This window comes from Bradyrhizobium sp. CCBAU 11434 (assembly GCF_028128895.1).
GTDB classification, from domain to species: Bacteria; Pseudomonadota; Alphaproteobacteria; order Rhizobiales; family Xanthobacteraceae; genus Bradyrhizobium; species Bradyrhizobium zhengyangense.
In genome coordinates, this window is the sequence record NZ_LBJX01000101.1 from 231,598 (window position 1) to 249,293 (window position 17,696).

Annotated in this window: 18 protein-coding genes; 8 read left to right on the forward strand and 10 right to left on the reverse strand. The window is 64.6% G+C overall.

Annotation, left to right across the window (positions count from 1 at the left end; all coding sequences use genetic code 11):
- Positions 1 to 42 precede the first annotated feature (42 nt).
- Positions 43 to 294 (reverse strand): accessory factor UbiK family protein, encoded by a 252-nt coding sequence (locus tag XI06_RS35785; RefSeq protein ID WP_271607444.1) that lies wholly within the window; start codon positions 292 to 294, stop codon positions 43 to 45.
- Between the two features lie 206 nt (positions 295 to 500).
- On the opposite strand from XI06_RS35785, the gene XI06_RS35790 reads away from it, so the two are divergent.
- The 8 genes from XI06_RS35790 (at position 501) to XI06_RS35825 (ending at position 8,210) form a co-directional block, all read left to right on the forward strand.
- Positions 501 to 1,232 (forward strand): dienelactone hydrolase family protein, encoded by a 732-nt coding sequence (locus XI06_RS35790; protein WP_237864464.1) that lies wholly within the window; start codon positions 501 to 503, stop codon positions 1,230 to 1,232.
- A gap of 14 nt (positions 1,233 to 1,246) precedes the next feature.
- On the forward strand, positions 1,247 to 2,089 hold the full coding sequence (gene lgt, locus XI06_RS35795) for a prolipoprotein diacylglyceryl transferase (protein ID WP_237864465.1): 843 nt from the start codon (positions 1,247 to 1,249) through the stop codon (positions 2,087 to 2,089).
- A gap of 21 nt (positions 2,090 to 2,110) precedes the next feature.
- On the forward strand, positions 2,111 to 3,229 hold the full coding sequence (locus XI06_RS35800; RefSeq protein ID WP_237864466.1) for a class I SAM-dependent methyltransferase: 1,119 nt from the start codon (positions 2,111 to 2,113) through the stop codon (positions 3,227 to 3,229).
- Positions 3,229 to 3,996: a peptidoglycan editing factor PgeF gene (pgeF, locus tag XI06_RS35805; protein WP_271607445.1), complete on the forward strand. Its 768-nt coding sequence runs from the start codon at positions 3,229 to 3,231 to the stop codon at positions 3,994 to 3,996. The genes XI06_RS35800 and pgeF overlap by 1 nt, the downstream gene beginning before the upstream one ends.
- 120 nt (positions 3,997 to 4,116) lie before the next feature.
- Positions 4,117 to 4,734 carry a hypothetical protein gene (locus XI06_RS35810; protein ID WP_271607446.1) on the forward strand — a complete coding sequence of 206 codons (618 nt, stop codon included), beginning with the start codon at positions 4,117 to 4,119 and terminating at the stop codon, positions 4,732 to 4,734.
- A 216-nt stretch (positions 4,735 to 4,950) separates the two neighbouring features.
- Positions 4,951 to 5,904, forward strand: a complete 954-nt coding sequence (locus XI06_RS35815; protein WP_164933654.1) for a ribose-phosphate pyrophosphokinase — start codon at positions 4,951 to 4,953, stop codon at positions 5,902 to 5,904.
- Between the two features lie 246 nt (positions 5,905 to 6,150).
- Positions 6,151 to 7,179 carry a putative zinc-binding metallopeptidase gene (locus XI06_RS35820; RefSeq protein WP_237864469.1) on the forward strand — a complete coding sequence of 343 codons (1,029 nt, stop codon included), beginning with the start codon at positions 6,151 to 6,153 and terminating at the stop codon, positions 7,177 to 7,179.
- On the forward strand, positions 7,176 to 8,210 hold the full coding sequence (locus tag XI06_RS35825) for a D-alanine--D-alanine ligase family protein (protein ID WP_237864470.1): 1,035 nt from the start codon (positions 7,176 to 7,178) through the stop codon (positions 8,208 to 8,210). The genes XI06_RS35820 and XI06_RS35825 overlap by 4 nt, the downstream gene beginning before the upstream one ends.
- Positions 8,211 to 8,329: 119 nt before the next feature.
- Here the strand turns inward: XI06_RS35825 and XI06_RS35830 are convergent, their stop codons facing one another.
- The 9 genes from XI06_RS35830 to XI06_RS35870 form a co-directional block, all read right to left on the reverse strand.
- On the reverse strand, positions 8,330 to 8,788 hold the full coding sequence (locus XI06_RS35830; protein ID WP_237864471.1) for an SRPBCC family protein: 459 nt from the start codon (positions 8,786 to 8,788) through the stop codon (positions 8,330 to 8,332).
- A 10-nt stretch (positions 8,789 to 8,798) separates the two neighbouring features.
- Positions 8,799 to 9,638: an XdhC family protein gene (locus XI06_RS35835; RefSeq protein WP_271607447.1), complete on the reverse strand. Its 840-nt coding sequence runs from the start codon at positions 9,636 to 9,638 to the stop codon at positions 8,799 to 8,801.
- Positions 9,639 to 9,649: 11 nt separating this feature from the next.
- On the reverse strand, positions 9,650 to 10,858 hold the full coding sequence (locus tag XI06_RS35840) for a vWA domain-containing protein (protein ID WP_271607448.1): 1,209 nt from the start codon (positions 10,856 to 10,858) through the stop codon (positions 9,650 to 9,652).
- Positions 10,855 to 11,721: an AAA family ATPase gene (locus XI06_RS35845; protein WP_237864474.1), complete on the reverse strand. Its 867-nt coding sequence runs from the start codon at positions 11,719 to 11,721 to the stop codon at positions 10,855 to 10,857. The genes XI06_RS35840 and XI06_RS35845 overlap by 4 nt, the downstream gene beginning before the upstream one ends.
- Positions 11,722 to 11,823: 102 nt before the next feature.
- The gene (locus XI06_RS35850; RefSeq protein ID WP_271607449.1) at positions 11,824 to 14,244 is read right to left on the reverse strand and encodes an aerobic carbon-monoxide dehydrogenase large subunit; all 2,421 of its coding nucleotides are present in this window, start codon (positions 14,242 to 14,244) and stop codon (positions 11,824 to 11,826) included.
- Positions 14,241 to 14,741 carry a (2Fe-2S)-binding protein gene (locus XI06_RS35855; RefSeq protein WP_237864476.1) on the reverse strand — a complete coding sequence of 167 codons (501 nt, stop codon included), beginning with the start codon at positions 14,739 to 14,741 and terminating at the stop codon, positions 14,241 to 14,243. The genes XI06_RS35850 and XI06_RS35855 overlap by 4 nt, the downstream gene beginning before the upstream one ends.
- Before the next feature lie 12 nt (positions 14,742 to 14,753).
- The gene (locus XI06_RS35860; protein ID WP_271607592.1) at positions 14,754 to 15,617 is read right to left on the reverse strand and encodes an FAD binding domain-containing protein; all 864 of its coding nucleotides are present in this window, start codon (positions 15,615 to 15,617) and stop codon (positions 14,754 to 14,756) included.
- A 165-nt stretch (positions 15,618 to 15,782) separates the two neighbouring features.
- Entirely contained in the window at positions 15,783 to 16,970 is a 1,188-nt protein-coding gene (locus tag XI06_RS35865; protein WP_271607593.1) for an MHYT domain-containing protein, read from the reverse strand.
- Positions 16,971 to 17,070: 100 nt separating this feature from the next.
- Positions 17,071 to 17,625: a 6,7-dimethyl-8-ribityllumazine synthase gene (locus tag XI06_RS35870; protein ID WP_237864478.1), complete on the reverse strand. Its 555-nt coding sequence runs from the start codon at positions 17,623 to 17,625 to the stop codon at positions 17,071 to 17,073.
- Positions 17,626 to 17,696 lie beyond the last annotated feature (71 nt).

A 17,696-nucleotide genomic window follows, 5' to 3' on the forward strand; every position in this document is an offset into this window, starting at 1 on the left:
AGGTTCGCGACTCGTCGCGCCCCGAAATGACGCCGAGGCGCCCTACCCGCCGAGCTTGCCCTCCAGCGCCGCGATACGCGCTTTCAGGGCCTCGTTCTCCTCGCGCGCCAGACGGGCCATGTCCTTGACGGCCTCGAACTCCTCGCGCTTGACCAGATCCATGTCGCGCAGGAATTTTTCGGCCTGGTTGCGCAGCACCGTATCGAACTCCCGCTTGGCGCCCTGGGCAGCTCCGGCGGCGTCGTTCATCAAGCGGCCGATCTCGTCGAAAAACCGGTTGGTGGTCTGGGTCATGTCGGTCTCCTGATCGGTCTCTTCTTAGGTGTCTTATTAGGTCTTTTGGCGGCCCGATAAACTTTGCGCGAACGCGTGAGAGGACAATGGCAATCCGCGGTGGCAGGTTCAAGGGCCGAGCGGCGGTATCCTTGTCATGCCCCGGTTTCCTTGCAATCGTATTCAACGTCCCTGCATAACAAGAATCACAAGGCGGAACGCAAGACATGATCGAGCAGCAGATCGCAATTCCCACCAAGGACGGCCACACCGCGACCTTCATCGTTCATCCCGAGCGCGGCGGACCGTTTCCGGTCATCCTGTTCTACATGGACGCGCCGGCGATCCGCGAAGAGCTGCGCGACATGGCGCGGCGCCTTGCGACCTCGGGCTATTACGTCATGCTGCCGAACCTCTATTACCGCTCGGGCGTGATGGAGCTCGGCGCGCTGCCGGCCGATCCGAACGCACCGGAGCGCAAGCGCATGTTCGCGCTGATGGGCTCGCTCACCATTCCCATGATCATGGACGACACCCGCGCGCTGCTCACCTATGCCGAAGGCCAGACGGCCGCGAACACCAAGATCATCGGCACGGTCGGCTATTGCATGAGCGGCCGCTACGCCGTGAACGCCGCAACGCACTTCCCTGAAAGCGTCAAGGCCGCCGCCTCGGTCTACGGCACGCAGCTTGCGACCGATCAGGCCGACAGCCCGCATCTCGCGGCCGGCAAGACCAAGGCCGAGCTCTATTTCGCCTGCGCCGAGACCGACATCTACGCGCCGACCGAGATCATCGAGAAGGTCAAGCAGGGCATGAGCGGCGCCAAGGCCGAGGTCGAAATCTATCCCGGCACCCATCACGGCTTCGCCTTCCCCAAGCGCCCGGTCTATGACCGCGACGCCGCCGAACGGCACTGGGAGCGCCTTCTGGCGCTCTATCGCCGCAATCTCGTCTAGACATAGAAGGCCTGATGCTTTTCCTGCTGATCGACTTCCCCAAGTTCAAGCCCATCGCCCTCGAGATCGGTCCGTTCGCGATCCGCTGGTACGCGCTCGGCTACATCTGTGGGATCACATTCGGCTGGTTCTATGCGCGCTCGCTGTTGAAGAAGCAGCGCCTGTGGGGCGGGCCGGCGCCGATCTCGCTGGTGCAGATCGACGACTTCATCCTGTGGGTGACACTCGGCATCATCGTCGGCGGACGCACGGGTTACGTGCTGTTCTACAATCTGCCCTTCTTCGTCGAGCATCCGGCCGCCATCTTCAAATTGTGGGAGGGCGGCATGTCATTCCACGGCGGCTTCCTCGGCTGTGTCGTGGCGGTGATGTGGTTCGCCCGGAAGAATGGCATCTCGATCCTGTCGCTGGGCGACATCACCTGCGGCGTCGCGCCGATCGGCATATTCCTGGTGCGGCTGACGAACTTCATCAACGGGGAGCTATGGGGCCGCGCAGCCGACCCGAGCCTGCCCTGGGCCATGATCTTCCCGACCGGCGGCGACGTGCCGCGCCATCCGAGCCAGCTTTACGAAGCGGGCATGGAGGGCCTCCTGCTCTTTACCGTGCTCGCGGTGATGATCCGCCTTGGCGCCTTGAAGCGGCCGGGTCTTATCCTCGGCAGCTTCATCCTGATCTATGGCCTGACCCGCATCGTCGGCGAACATTTCCGCGAGCCGGACGTCCAGCTCGGCTACCTCTGGGGCGGATTAACCATGGGGATGCTGCTGTCGATCCCGATGCTTATTGTCGGCGGCGTACTTATTGTATTGGCAATCAGGCGCGGTGCGCCGAAGCCGGCAACCGCAATTCATTAAATCATTTCGAGACAACAGGTCGTGACCGAACAGTCATTGCTCAACGAGATCAAGGCGCTGATCAAATCCTCAGGCCCCATGCCGGTCTGGCGGTACATGGAGACGTGCCTGATGCATCCGCGCTACGGCTATTATGTTTCGCGCGATCCGCTCGGGCGTGAGGGCGACTTCACCACCTCGCCCGAAGTCAGCCAGATGTTCGGCGAGCTCCTGGGATTGTGGACCGCCTCGGTCTGGAAGCAGATAGGCTCGCCGCAATCCCTGCGGCTGATCGAGCTTGGCCCCGGCCGCGGCACCATGATGGCGGACGCGCTGCGCGCGCTTCGCGTGTTGCCGCCGCTCTATCAGGGGCTCAGCATTCATCTGGTCGAGGTCAATCCAGTGCTGCGCGAGCGGCAGCAGGCGACATTGTCGGGCGTACGCAACAGCATCACCTGGCACGACAGCATCGACGACGTGCCGGAGGGTCCTAGCGTCATCCTCGCCAACGAATATTTCGACGTGCTACCGATCCACCAGATGGTGAAGCGCGAGGGCGGCTGGCACGAGCGCGTGATCGAGATCGATCCCAACGGCAAGCTCCAGTTCGGCGCGGCAGCCGAGCCGACGCCGCGCTTCGACGTGCTGCTGCCGCCTTTGGTGCGGGCCGCGCCTGTGGGTGCCGTGTTCGAATGGCGGCCCGACACCGAAATCATGAAGCTTGCCACCCGCGTGCGCGACCAGGACGGTGCCGCCCTGATCATCGATTACGGCCATTTGCGCAGCGATGCCGGCGACACCTTCCAGGCCATCGCGCGCCACACCTTCACCGATCCCTTGAAGGCGCCGGGCCAGGCCGACGTCACCGCCCATGTCGACTTTCAGGCGCTGGCGCGGGCAGCCGAGGACGTCGGCGCGCGTGCGCACGGGCCGGTGACGCAAGGCGATTTCCTCAAGCGCGTCGGCATCGACACCCGCGCGGCCGCGCTGATGCAGAAGGCGACGCCCGAAGTTGCCACCGACATTTCCGTGGCGCTGAAGCGGCTGACCGATACCGGACGCAGCGGCATGGGTTCGATGTTCAAGGTGCTCGGCATCTCCGAACCAAGATTGACGGGCCTTGCCGGCCTCAGCGATCTCGAACAGGCCGGAGGCAATTGATGACGCTGACTTCGTCACTGCTGTCGGCAGTGCCCGGCCTGCGCCACGCTTTCTTCACGCGCGAGGGCGGCGTCTCGACCGGCATCTATTCCGCGCTGAACGGCGGGCTCGGCTCCAACGACGATCAGGCCCTCGTCGCCGAGAACCGCCGCCGCATGGCCGAGCATGTCGGCGTCGCGGCCGATCGCTTCGTCAGCCTGCACCAGATCCACTCGCCAGACGTGCTCGTCGCCGATGCGCCGTGGCCGAGCGGGCCGCGGCCGAAGGGCGATGCGATGGTGACCAGAACGCCGGGCATCGCGCTCGGCGTCTCCACCGCCGATTGCGGTCCGGTGCTGTTCGTCGATCCCAATGCGCGGGTCATCGGCGGCGCCCATGCCGGCTGGAAAGGTGCGCTGACGGGCGTGCTGGAATCCACCATTGCGGCGATGGAGAAGCTCGGTGCCACACGCAGCGGCATCATCGCCGCGATCGGGCCCTTGATCCGCCAGGACAGCTACGAGGTCGGCAACGAGTTCGTGGCGCGCTTTATCGAGTCAGATGCCGAGAACGCCGTCTTTTTCATTCCATCGGTGCGCGAAGGCCACGCGATGTTCGACCTCGCCGGCCTCATTCGCAAGCGCCTGGAAGCTGCCGGCATTCTGATGATCGACGACCTTGGTCTCGACACCTACGCCGACGAACGCTTCTTCAGCTATCGCCGCTCGGTGCATCGCAAGGAGCCGGACTACGGCCGGCACATTCACGCGATCGCGCTGGAGGGGTGAACACAACAGAAACCCCGTGTCATTCCGGGGCGATGCGAAGCATCGAACCCGGAATGACGGCGTCATCTGTGTCTCCCCTGCCCTAGACCTTAATCGATTTTAACGATATCGCTGCCCTCAATGAGGGAAGCGTCATCCAACTTGCGCCGTGCGAGCTCGCGCGTGCTGGCGGTTATGCTGCTGGCAGCAGCGACGGCGCTGGCCGGCTGCGCCGGCGGCAACGCGCCCGCCAATTCCTATGCGATGGCGGCGCCGAGCGCCGGCTCCGGGGCGACGGTCGCTTTCGAATCGATCGACGGACCGCCGCCGCAGGTGTTCGACCGCATGGTCGGCGTGCTCGACACCGAATCCAAGCTGCGCAGCCTCTCGATCGTTTCTCGCGAGGGGACGGCTGCCTACCGCGTGCGCAGCTACCTCTCCGCCCAAATCGTGCGCGGCAAGACCGTGATCGCCTGGGTCTGGGACGTCTACGACGCCAACCAGCAGCGGGCGCTGCGCCTCTCCGGTGAGGAACCAACGGCGGCCAAGGGCGGTAAGGATCCGTGGGCTGCCGCTGATGACCTCGTGCTGCGCAGGATCGCCCAGGCCGGATTCAGCGGACTTTCCAATATGATCAACGGGACGCCTGACGCGCCGGGCTCGGTTCCGGGCCTGCGCGGCCCCGCGGTCGCAAGCGTGACGCCTGAGGCTCCGGCGCCGGACATGCCGGTGACGGCACTTGGCTACGCCCAGCGATAACCTCCGCGAGACCACGGGTTCAAGTCCCGACCAAGTCCTAACCAAGTCCTGGCCAAGCCGTTGGCCCGACTCAGGATTTTCAGAGGGAAAACGTAGCATCCCGGGTTGCCAGTGCGGCCTCTCGCCTGATATTTCCTCGCCCGTCGTAACCGTGCTGCCAGTGGGTATTCTCTGATGTTGAACGTCGTATCCAGCAAAGCGCGGGAGGAAGCGTCCATGTCGGCCAAGAACGGCTCCATCAAGCTTGTCGCCGGCAACTCCAATCCGGCTCTCGCCCAGGCCATCGCGCAGGGCCTCAACGTGCCGCTGACCAAAGCGGTGGTCCGGCGCTTCGCCGACATGGAGATCTTCGTCGAGGTCCAGGAGAACATCCGCGGCTCGGATGCCTTCATCATCCAGTCGACCTCGTTTCCGGCGAACGACAATCTGATGGAGCTGCTGATCATCACCGACGCGCTGCGCCGCTCATCGGCGCGCCGCATCACCGCGGTGATCCCCTATTTCGGCTATGCCAGGCAGGACCGCCGTTCCGGCTCGCGCACGCCGATCTCGGCCAAGCTCGTTGCCAACCTGATCACCCATGCCGGCGTCGACCGCGTCATGACGCTCGATCTGCATGCCGGCCAGATCCAGGGCTTCTTCGATATCCCGACCGACAATTTGTTCGCTGCGCCGGTGATGGTGCGCGACATCCGCGAACGTTTCGACCTCGGCAAGGTGATGGTGGTCTCGCCCGACGTCGGCGGCGTGGCCCGCGCCCGCGGCCTCGCCAAGCGCATCAACACCCCGCTCGCGATCGTCGACAAACGCCGCGAACGTCCGGGTGAGTCCGAAGTCATGAACGTGATCGGCGACGTCTCCGGTTATAGCTGCATCCTGGTCGACGACATCGTCGATTCCGGCGGCACGCTGGTGAACGCAGCCGATGCGCTGATCGCCAAGGGCGCCAAGGAGGTCTACGCCTACATCACCCACGGCGTGCTCTCCGGCGGCGCGGCCGCCCGCATCGCCGGCTCGAAGCTGAAAGAGCTCGTCATCACCGACTCGATTCTGGCGACGGACGCGGTGACTAAGGCGCCGAACATCCGCACGCTGCCGATCGCCAGCCTGATCTCGGATGCGATCGCGCGCACCGCGGCGGAAGAGTCCGTGTCGAGCCTGTTCGACTGAACTCGATCTTGTAGGGTGGGTTAGCCATGCGGACTGCGCGAAGCGCGGACCGCAAGGCGTAACCCACCTCTTTTGTCTGCGCGGAAGCGCACAGTGGTGGGTTACGCCTTCGCTAACCACCCTACGATCTCACGCTACGACCTCAGCGCTCTGACGCGCCGCAGCACGCCCCGCCCCACGGGTTGTTGCCGGCTGCCGCCCATGACATCATCGTGATCTGAGTCATCTCTGCCCTCTGGATGCCTGATGCCCCGCCGGAAATTTGCTTGGGAAAAACTGTCGGATGACGAGTTGCTCCAGCAGCGCCTCTCCAGCCTGAGGGTTACGGTCGAAGGCACCTGGCTCGAGGATTGTGTCGCCACGCTCCACGAAGAGCTCGAAGAGCGCGGCATCCGGCTGCGGCCGCACACATGGATCTCGAGCGAGTGGTTCAGTCCGGGAGATGTGCCCGGGATCGCGATCCCGTTCTATCTCGCTCATCCACGCCTGATGAAGCTCGAGAAGAAGATGATGTTCGACGTCGAGGGCGGCACCTGGCGCGAGTGCATGGCCATCCTCCGCCACGAGGCCGGCCATGCGCTGCAGCACGGCTTCCAATTACAGCGGCGCCGGCGCTGGCAGCAGCTGTTCGGCCCGTCCTCAAAGCACTATCCGCGCTACTACCGACCCAATCCGGCGAGCCGACGCTACGTCCAGCATCTGCGGCTGTGGTACGCGCAGAGCCACCCGGACGAGGATTTCGCCGAGACCTTTGCGGTGTGGCTGCGACCGCGCTCGAACTGGCGAACGCGATATGCCGGCTGGCCGGCGCTGAAGAAGCTCGAATATGTCGACGAACTGATGGGCGAGATCGCGGGAAAACGTCCGCTGATCACGACGCGCGAGCGCATCGATCCCCTCAGCAAGCTGAGCCAGACGCTCGAAGACCACTACAAGAAGAAGCAGGCGTTCTACGCTTTCACGCCACCGAAGACCTACGACCGCGACCTCTCGCGGCTGTTTTCCGCCGATCCACGGCATCATCGCTCGAAGCCCGCTTCGAGCCTGATCAGGCGGCACCGCGCCCAGATCAGGCAGCTGGTGGCGCGATGGACCGGCGAGAACCAGCTCACGCTCGATGCCGTGCTCGACGACATGATCTCCCGCTGCCGCGAGCTCGACCTGCGCGCGGTGGGATCCGAACAGAAGCTCGTTCTCGATTTCACCGTCCTCGTGACCGCCAAGACGATGCACGCGCTGTTCGGCCCGTCTCGGCGCAAATGGATCGCGCTATGAGACGACTCCGTATTCTCGTGCTGATGCATCCGGACTTCGTGCCGCCGGACTCTTCCGACGGCTACACGCCGCAGGAAATCAACAACTGGAAAACGGAATACGACGTCGTCAGCACCTTGCGCGCAGCCGGACATGAGGTCCGTCCGCTCGGCGCGCAGGAGGAGATCAGGCCGATCCGCGAAGCGATCGAGGAGTTCAAGCCGCACGTGGTCTTCACGCTGCTGGAGGAGTTCCACTACAACGTCGCCTACGACCAGCACATCGCCAGCTATCTCGAGCTGATGAAGGTGCCCTATACCGGGTGCAATCCGCGCGGCCTGATTCTGGCGCGCGGCAAGGACCTGTCCAAGACGCTGGTGCATCACCGCCGCATCGCCGCACCTGCCTTCGCCGTCTTCCCGATGCGCCGCAAGGTGAAACGGCCGAAACATCTTGCGCTGCCGCTGATCGTCAAGGCTCTCAACATGGATGGCTCCTTCGGCATCTCGCAGGCCTCCATCGTCGATACCGACGAGAAGCTCGCAGAACGCGTCGCCTTCATCCACGAGCGGGTCGAGACCGCCGCGATCGCCGAGCAGTTCATCGAGGGACGCGAGCTCTATGTCGGCGTGCTCGGCAACAACCGGCTGCGCGTGCTGCCGGTCTGGGAATTGAAATTCGGCAGCATGGGCGGGCGCAGCTCACGGCACATCGCCACCGAAAAAGCCAAGCACGACACCGACTATCAGGAGCGCGTTGGCATCGTCGACGGGCCGGCGAAGGACCTTGCACCCGAAGTCACCGCACGCATCCAGCGCGCCGCCAAACGCATCTACCGGGCGCTAGGCCTCGATGGCTACGCGCGCATCGATTTTCGTCTCGCCGCCGATGGCACACCGTACTTCATCGAAGCCAATCCCAACCCCGAGATCGCCAAGAGCCAGGAGTTCGCCACGGCGGCCCAGCACGACGGGCTGAAGTACAAGGATCTGCTCCATCGCATCCTGACGCTCGGGATCAGCCGGGCGAAGGCGGGCGTGTCGCTGGGGTAAACGCTGGAGATGCTTGCGCAGCTATCGTAAGGCGGGCAAAGGCGCAAAGCGTCGTGCCTACGGTCTTTGTCTGCGATGAAGAATTGCGGGCACGCTGCGCTTTGCCCACCCTACGGCACCTAACCCGCTTCAGCCTTTGCGCTCACCACGCCGGCAAACGACTTGAAGAATTCTCCCGCAAGCTTCGTCGCGGTCGAGTTGATCAGTCGCGCTCCCAACTGGGCGAGCTTACCGCCGATCTGCGCGTCGACGTCGTAGTGCAGCACGGTGACGTCGGCGCTCTCGGACTCCAGCCGCACCAGTGCGCCGCCCTTGGCAAAGCCGGCGACTCCGCCCGAGCCTTCGCCGGAGATGCGATAGGAGTTGGGCGGATCGAGATCGGACAAGATCACCTTGCCGCTGAACGTCGCCTTCACCGGGCCGACCTTGAAGATCACGGTGGCGGTCATCTCGTTCGGCGCGGTCACCTCGAGCGACTGGCAGCCGGGGATACACTGCTTCAGCACGGCGGGATCGTTCAGCGCCGCCCACACCTCTTCGCGTGACGCGGGAATGCGCTGGCTGTCGTTCATCTGCATGATCGGTATCTCACTTTCTGCTTGCTGACTGATTGGCCGCGCGCTGACCGCGTCGCCGCTCCACGGTGATCTCGGCGAGGATCGACATCGCGATCTCTTCCGGCGTGATGGCGCCGAGATCGAGCCCGGCCGGCGCCTTGAAATCGTCGATCGCCGCAGCGCTGGCGCCTTCCGACATCAGCTTGGCGCGCAGCGATGCCATCTTGCGGCGGCTGCCGACGAAGGCGTGATAACAGGCCTTGGTTGCGATCGCGGCGCGTAAGGCAGCTTCGTCGCCCTTACCCTGCGTCGAGACCACCACGAAGCGCTTGGCGTCATTGAGTTCACCGAGCTGGTAGCCATCGATGATCGCATCGGCGTCGGGTTGCGCCGTGAGCTCGGCAGCGGGCGCGGCCAGCGTGACGTGATAGCCGAGCACGCGCGCCTGGGCTGCGAGCGACAGCGCCACCGGACTTGCACCAAGGATGACAAGCGAGGGATGCGGCAGCACCGGCTCGACGAAAATATCCATGGTGCCCTTGCTGGGGCACATGTTGCTGGCGAAGCGGATGCCGTCGCGGCTCTCGCCCGCGCTGACACCGAGCTCGGCCAGCAGGTTTTCCGGTTGCACCGACACCATGCGCGGCTCGCCGTCGGCCAGCGCCTCGCGCGCCGCCTTCAGCACCGCGCCCTTGGCGCAGCCGCCGCCGATCCAACCCGCGACGATGGTGCCGTCGGCCGCGATGATCGCCTTGGCGCCAGCCTTCGCCGCGGTCACCGACACCGTCCGCACCACCGTCGCGAGCACGAAGGCGCACTCCGCAGCCTTCATCTGGGCGACGATATCCAGCACCTCGGCATGAGCGGTCATCGACATGTCCCTCAGAGTTTTGCCAGATAGGGCTCGAGCGCGCGCAGGCCTTGCAGCGAATTCGCGGGCGCGTAGAGATCGAGATGCGGCAGCGCCGCTTTGATACCGCGCGCCTCGGGCGCATAGCCCTCCCAGGCCATCATCGGATTGAGCCAGACGATGCGGCGGCAGCGCCGGTGCAACGCCGCCATCTCGCGACCGAGCAGCGCGGCATCGCCAGTTTCGTACCCGTCGGACACGATCATGACGCAGCTGCGCGAATGGATGACGCGCGAAGCGTGCCAGCGGTTGAAGGTCTGCAGGCTCTCACCGATTTTCGTGCCGCCGCCCGCGCCCTGCGCCATGATCGAGAGACGGTCCAGCGCGCGGCTCGCGTCTCGCTCCTTCATAGCATCGGAGACATAGGCGAGGCGCGTGTGAAACAAGAACGCCTCCGCCTCGCGGAATTGGTCGAGCACGCCGTGAATGAAGCGCAGGAACACGCTGGTGTACATGCTCATCGAGCCCGAGGCGTCGAGCAGCACGATCAGTCGCAGCGGCTTGTGCTTGCGCTGCCGCTTGACCAGGCTGATCGGCACGCCGCCATGGCTGATGTTGCGATGAATGGTGCGCCGGAGATCGAGTCGGTAGCCGCGCCGGCGCGCCAGATCGCGTCGGGTCAGGCGCGTGCGCATCGCCTTCGCGAGCTGCGCGGCGGCTTCGTGCGCCTGCGCGACCTGATCAGAATCGCTGAGCTTTCGAAAATCGACCTCCGCCAAATTCTCCGCACGCGAGGCGCCCTCCATGCGACCTTCGCCGGAGCGGCCTTCGGGCGCATCGTCGGATGACGGAAGCTGGTCGGTGACGGACTGGTTGCCGCCCTGCTCGGCCGATTTGTCTTGCAGGCTCTTCAGCGACGGATTGCTGGCGCCCGGCGTTGATCCCATGGTGCGAGACCGCGAGCGCACGCGCTTGCCGAGCCAGAACGCATCAAACAGCCCGTCGAACTTGTCCCAATCGGACTTCCGCGCCGAGAAGAGATGCTTGAACGCCGCGCGCAGCAGCCCCGGCTTCGTTGCATAACCGGCCGACATCAGCGTCGCCGCATCCTGCCCTTCGGCGAGCCCGACGCGAAAGCCAGCGTCGCGGAGCGTGCGCAGGAACGCGGCAAGCCGTGCGGACACGAGCTTGGAGACCTCGTTGAGATCATCGTATCCAGGGCTGGAGCCGCAGCAGCTCATGCAACCTTCCCCAGCAGGCGCTGCGTCACCTCGGGCGTGACGCGGGCGCGGTCCTCGTGGGTCTTCAAGAGACAAACCAGTGTCTCATGAACGATCTCCGGAGCATCATGGAGATCGCGAACATCAAGCCCGACGAGGGCGGCCACCCAGTCCAGCGTCTCGGCGACACCGGGGACCTTTCGCAGCTCTTCCTTGCGCACGCCTTCGACCATGCGCGCGATCTGGAGCGACAGCGACGGGCTGGCACCTGCGACCCGCGCCAGGATGATGCGGGTCTCGCGGTCGACATCGGGATAGTCGACGTAGTGATAGAGGCAACGGCGGCGCAGCGCGTCGGAGAGTTCGCGCGTGCCGTTCGAGGTCAGCACCACATGCGGGATCGTGACTGCTGGAATGGTGCCGAGCTCGGGGATCGAGACCTGGAAGTCGGACAGCAGCTCGAGCAGGAATGCTTCGAACTCGTCATCAGCGCGGTCGATCTCGTCAATCAACAGCACCGGCGCCTTCCGCCGACGGATCGCCGCGAGCAAGGGACGCTCCAGCAGATATTTTTCGGAGAACACCTGGTCCTCGATGCTGTCAGTGCCGCGATGGGCCTGGATCGCCAATAGCTGGCGCTGGTAGTTCCACTCATAGAGCGCGGATGACTGGTCGAGGCCCTCGTAGCATTGCAGCCGGATCAGCTCGGTCGCGTGTACCTTCGCCAGCGCCTTCGCCACCTCGGTCTTGCCGACGCCGGCCTCGCCCTCGAGCAGCAGCGGCCGCCGCAACAGCTGCATCAGCGAGATCGCAGTCGCGAGGTCCGCATCGGCGATGTAGCCCGATGCGGCCAGCGCTTGCGCGATCTCGTCACGGTTCTTCATGTAACCTCTCCGTCGTTCCGGGACGGTCCGTAGGACCGAACCCGGAACCTCGAGATTCCGGGTTCGCCTCTTCGAGGCGCCCCGGAATGACGAACCGACCCACTAAGCCACCGCCCCCAGATCCTTCGCCGCCCTCCAGTTGCGCCAGAAATCATGCGGCATCTGGATGTGCGTGCTCCCCAGGAACGAGAACGCGTCGTTGACGGCATTGGAGAAGGCCGGCACGCCGCCGACATTCGGGCTTTCGCCAACGCCCTTGGCGCCGATCGGGTGATGCGGCGACGGAGTGACGGTGAAGTCGGTCTCCCAATGCGGCGTCTCCACCGCGGTCGGCATGAAGAAGTCCATGAACGAGCCGGTGACCACGTTGCCGGTGTCGTCGTAGCGGATCTCCTGGCCCATCGCGATCGCGAAGGCCTCGGTGAGGCCGCCGTGCACCTGCCCCTCGATGATCATCGGATTGATGCGGGTGCCGCAATCATCGAGCGCATAGAAGCGCCTGACCTTGTACACGCCGGTATCGACGTCGATGTCCATCACGCAGAGATACGCGCCGAACGGATAGGTCATGTTGGGCGGATCGTAATAACTGACCGCCTCCAGCCCGGGCTCCATGCCCGGCGGCACTGAGTTATAGGCCGCCCAGCAGATATCCTTCATCGACATGAATTTTTCCGGCAGGCCCTTCACCCGGAAGCCGTCGATGTCGAATTCGAGGTCATCCTCGTGGACCTCGAGCTTGTAGGCCGCGATCATCTGCGCCTTGGCCTTGATTTTTCGTGCAGCCATGGCGATCGCAGCGCCCGCCACCGGCGTCGAGCGCGACCCGTAGGTGCCGAGCCCGTAAGGCGCTGTGTCCGTGTTACCCTCCTCGACCATGATGTTGTCAGCGGGTATGCCGATCTCGGTCGCGATGATCTGGGCCCAGGTGGTCTCGTGGCCCTGACCCTGGCTCTTGGTACCCATCCGCGCGATGCCCGCACCGGTCGGATGCATGCGGATCTCGCAGGAGTCGAACATCGCGATGCCCAGGATGTCGCAGTTCTTCGACGGACCGGCACCGACGATCTCGGTGAAGAATGAGACGCCGAGCCCCATGATCTCGCGGGTCTCGCCGCGCTTGAACGCGGCCCGCTTCTCCGCCTGCTCCTTCCGGAGCGCGGCGTAGCCGGTGGTCTCCATCATCTTGCGCATGGCGGTGTGGTAGTCGCCGGAATCGTATTCCCAGCCCAATGCCGAGTGATACGGAAACTGCTCCGGCTTGATGAAGTTCTTCAGCCGCAGCTCAGCCGGATCCATGTTGAGCTTTTGCGCCAGAATATCCATGGCCCGCTCGATGCAATAGGCCGCCTCCGTGACGCGGAACGAGCAACGGTAGGCGACGCCACCGGGCGCCTTGTTGGTGTAGACGCCGTCCACCGCCAGATGCGCGGTCGGGAAGTCGTAGGAGCCGGTGACGATGTTGAAGAAACCGGCCGGCCATTTCGACGGGTCTGCGCAGGCGTCGAACGCGCCGTGATCGGCAAGCACGTGCACGCGAAGGCCCGTGACTTTGCCGTCCTTGCTCGCGGCGATCTCGGTCGTCATGTGATAATCGCGCGCGAACGAGGTCGCGGTCAGGTTCTCGATGCGGTCCTCGACCCATTTCACCGGCTTGCCAGTGACGATGGAGGCCACGGCCGCGCAGATGTAGCCGGGATAGGCACCGACCTTGTTGCCGAAACCGCCGCCGATATCGGGCGCAATCACATGGATCTTCTGCTCCGGCAGTTTTGCGATCAGCGACACCACGGTACGAATCACATGCGGGGCTTGGAAGGTGCCATAGATTGTCAGCTCGCCCTTGATCTTGTCGAAAGAGCAGACGCACTGGCAGGTCTCCAGCGGCGACGGATGGGTGCGGTGATAGGAGATCATCTCCTTGATCGTCACCTCGGCCTTCTTGAAGGCGGCATCCGTCAGTTCCTTGTCGCCGACGCTCCACTCGAAGATGTGGTTGTGGTGCTTGCGCGGGCCGTGCGCGCCTGATGTCTTGCCGGCAAGATCTTCGCGCAGCACCGGCGCATCCTTGTCCATCGACTTGAAGGGATCGACCAGCGGCGGCAGCGGCTCGTATTCGACGATCACCTTGTTGATGCCGTCATCGGCAGCGTAGCGGTCGGTGGCAACGACGAAGGCGACCTCCTGGTTCTGGAACAGCACCTTACCGTCGGCCAGAACCATCTGCACGTCGCCCGCGAGGGTCGGCATCCAGGCGAGGTTGACGGTCTTCAGCGTCTCGGCAGTGATCACCGCGAGCACACCAGGCACCTTCAGTGCCTCGCTATCGTCGATCTTCTTGACGCGCGCATGCGGATGCGGCGAGCGGACGAAGTCGCCATGCAGCATGCCCGGGAGCTTGACGTCGTCGACGTAGTTGCCCTTGCCCTGCGTGAAGCGGATATCCTCGACGCGCTTGCGCTTGCAGCCCATGCCTTCAAGTGCGGCGGTGCGTTGTTCCCGCGTGGGAGTGAGGTCATTCATTCTGCCGCCTCCTGGAATTCCACGCCGTTGATCTTGGCGCTCGCGTACTGGATTGCCTTGACGATGTTCTGGTAGCCGGTGCAGCGGCAGATATTGCCTGATATGCCCATGCGGATTTCCGCCTCGCTCGGCGAAGGATTCTCCTTCAGCAGCCGATGCGCGCGCACGATCATGCCGGGCGTGCAGAAGCCGCATTGCAGCCCGTGCATCATGCGGAAACCTTCCTGCAGCGCCGACAGCGTGCCGTCGGCGTTCGCGATGCCTTCGATCGTGATGATGTCGGAGCCGTCGGCCTGCACCGCGAACATCGTGCAGGACTTCACCGACATGCCGTCGATGTCGACGGTGCAGGCGCCGCAATGCGTGGTCTCGCAGCCGATATGGGTGCCGGTCATCTGCAGGTTCTCGCGGATGAAGTGCACCAGCAGCGTGCGCGGCTCGACGAGGCCTTCGACCTCGGCGCCGTTCACCTTCATGGTGACGTGTGTTTTGGCCATTGGTCCCCTCCTCTATTTCGCGATGGCGGCGGCGCGCTGGAGCGCCCGCGTCACCATGATGCCGCCGACATGCTTTCGGTATTCGACCGGACCGCGCGCATCGGCAGCCGGCGCCATAATTGCCGAGGCCGCAGCAGCGGCTTTTTTCAGCGTGGCCGCATCGAGGCTCGTTCCGATCACTGCCTTGGCGGCATCGATGGCGAGCAGCGGCGTCTCGTGAACATTGGTGAGACCGATCGCGCAGGTCGCGACCTTGCCGCCGGACATAGTGAGGACGACTGCGGCAGCGGCCGTCGCGTAGTCGCCGACCTTGCGCTTGAGCTTTTCGTAGGCGTAGCCGTGCCCGGCCGCCGGCACGGGTACCGAGACGGAGGTAAGGATTTCACCAGGCTCGAGCGCGGTGAAGTAGGCGCCCTGGTAGAAGTCAGCGGCCGCAACGTCCCGGGTGCCGCCGGGACCTTCGAGGCGATAGGTCGCCTCCAGCGTCATCATCAGCGCCGGCATGTCGTTGCCGGGATCGCCATTGGCGACATTGCCGCCGATCGTGCCGCGGTAGCGCACCTGCGGGTCGGCGATCAGCAGCGCGGCCTCGTGCAGGATCGGCATCGCCTTCGCGACCTCGTCGGAGGCCAGCAGCTCATGCTGGGTGGTCATCGCGCCGATGATCAGATTGTTGCCGTTACGGCTGATGCCCTTGAGGGCGGCGATGCCGTGCAGATCGACCAAATGGGCGGGGGTGGCGAGCCGAAGCTTCATCATCGGCACCAGGCTGTGCCCGCCGGCCAGCGGCCGCGCCTCCTCGCCGAGGTCTGACAAGAGTTTGACGGCATCGGCGACGCTCGCCGGCCGGTGATAGCTGAATGAGCCCGGGATCATCATCTCCTCCCCTGATCGTCTCTGCGCGTGACGGCGCCGACGTTGGAGGAAACGGTCTCTCCGGACCGAACTGCCCGCAATCGTTCGGGCACAAGCGCGGGCTTTTTGCACGAATTGCGGGTGGCAACGCACGAATTGCGTCAGCTTGGGCGACGTATGACGGCGCTACACCTGCCGCCGGCTCGCCAGCCCGAGCCGGGCCTTCACCTCGGCGATCTTGGCCCGGCTCACGGGCACCCGATGCGGCGACGGGCCGTCGAGCTCGAGCACGGCGCCATCGCCCTCTTTCCGGACCAGGGCGACATGGGGAATGGCGACGATATGGCTGCGGTGCACCCGCAGGAACAGCGAGGGATCAAGCTGCGCCTCGGCCTCCGAGATCGACCACGGGCACATCCGCTCCCGCGTGCCGTCATGGACGCGTGTGTAATGCGCATCCGCCCGGACGCTGCGGACGCTCGCGGTGTCGATGAAGTGCGTGCCGTCGGCACTCTCGACCGGCAGTCGGGGAACCGGCGCGCGCGGCGGCTGACCGAGACCGCCGAGCGGCGCCATCGGGCGTGGCGATGCGCTTGCGGCCAGAAGCGGCTCGGCGCTAACAGGCGCGACAGCGGACGGCTCCGCAGCGACGGGCGCCTGCCGCCGCGAGTCCGGAACGAGCGATAGCAGGAAGCCTGCTGCGATGACGAAGCACAGCACCGCAACGACGATCGACAGGATTTGCTGCGACGCGGCAAGACCGCCGCCATGGTGATGCGCCGCATCGGTCAGCGGCTCGAAATGCATGCCCAGCATCGCAGTGTAATGCATGCCGGAGACGGCAATGCCGAAAACAATGGAGCTAACGATCAGCCGAACGCCTTCCTGCTGCGCCAGGAAGGCGCGCAGGCCGCCATAGGCGGTGACGATGGCAACCACGACCGAGAGCAGCACCATCGAGGGGTCATGCACGATGCCGAACGAGCCAGCCAACCCATGAATGCCGACGTAATGCATGCTGGCGATGCCGACGCCGAGCAGCACGGCAGACGACGCCACGCGTTTCAGCGTGGGCTCGCCGATCGAAACAAAGAAGAGCGAGATGCCGACCACCAGCGCGCAGATCAGGAACGAGATGATGGTGGGAAGGACGAGATAGACCGTATCTGGCGGCAGTGGTGCGGCCAGCATGCCGACGAAATGCATGGTCCAGATACCGACCGCCAGAAACGCGGCCGCCCCCGCGAGCAGGACGCGGTTGCTGACGCCGGGCGTGTTGCGGATGCGAGCAGCAAGCGCAAAGCCGGTATAGCCACCCAGACTCGCGATCGCCACTGACAGCGCGACGAGAAAGGGATCGTGTCCTTCGAACATGATCTTGCCGGCCGCCCGTCTCCACGGCACGGCCTCCTCCCGCCGCCGACTTTATAGGGACGGCGACGGGATTGACAATCAGCGGCGTGTGAGCGGACCTTTACACAATTCCCGCCGCGACCTGGCCGCGCAGGCGCTCGAGGCCGAGCAGCGTCTCCGCACAGGCGGCCGCGACCTCGACGCCCTTGATCGCAAAGTGCCTGCGGAAGAAATCGTAGTGCACTTCGGTCTCGTGGAATTGCTGGGGCGTCAGCACGGCCGAGAACACTGGGACCTCGGTGCGGAGCTGCACGTCCATCAGCGCCTTGATCACGGTGTCGGCGACGAATTCGTGGCGATAGATGCCACCGTCAACGACCAGGCCTGCCGCAACGATCGCGGTGTAGCGCCGCGTCTTGGCGAGGACCTGCGCATGCAACGGGATCTCGAACGAGCCCGGCACCTCGAACACGTCGACATGGGTGAGATGGCGTGCCTCGGCTTCTTTCATGAAGGCGATGCGGGCTTCCGCGACGACGTCGCGGTGCCAGCAAGCCTGCACGAAGGCCACCCGCTGCGGTTTTGCAAAACGCGGATGCTCGGTCGCGGGGCCTTGCGGAACCGGCGGCTGTGTCTGGGAAGTATCGGTCTGGGGATCTTGCAACATCTGATTCATGGCTTTCCTTCAAGGGACCAGAATCAGGGCACACGGAACGACAAACAGCCGCACCTTGCGATGCGTCTGCC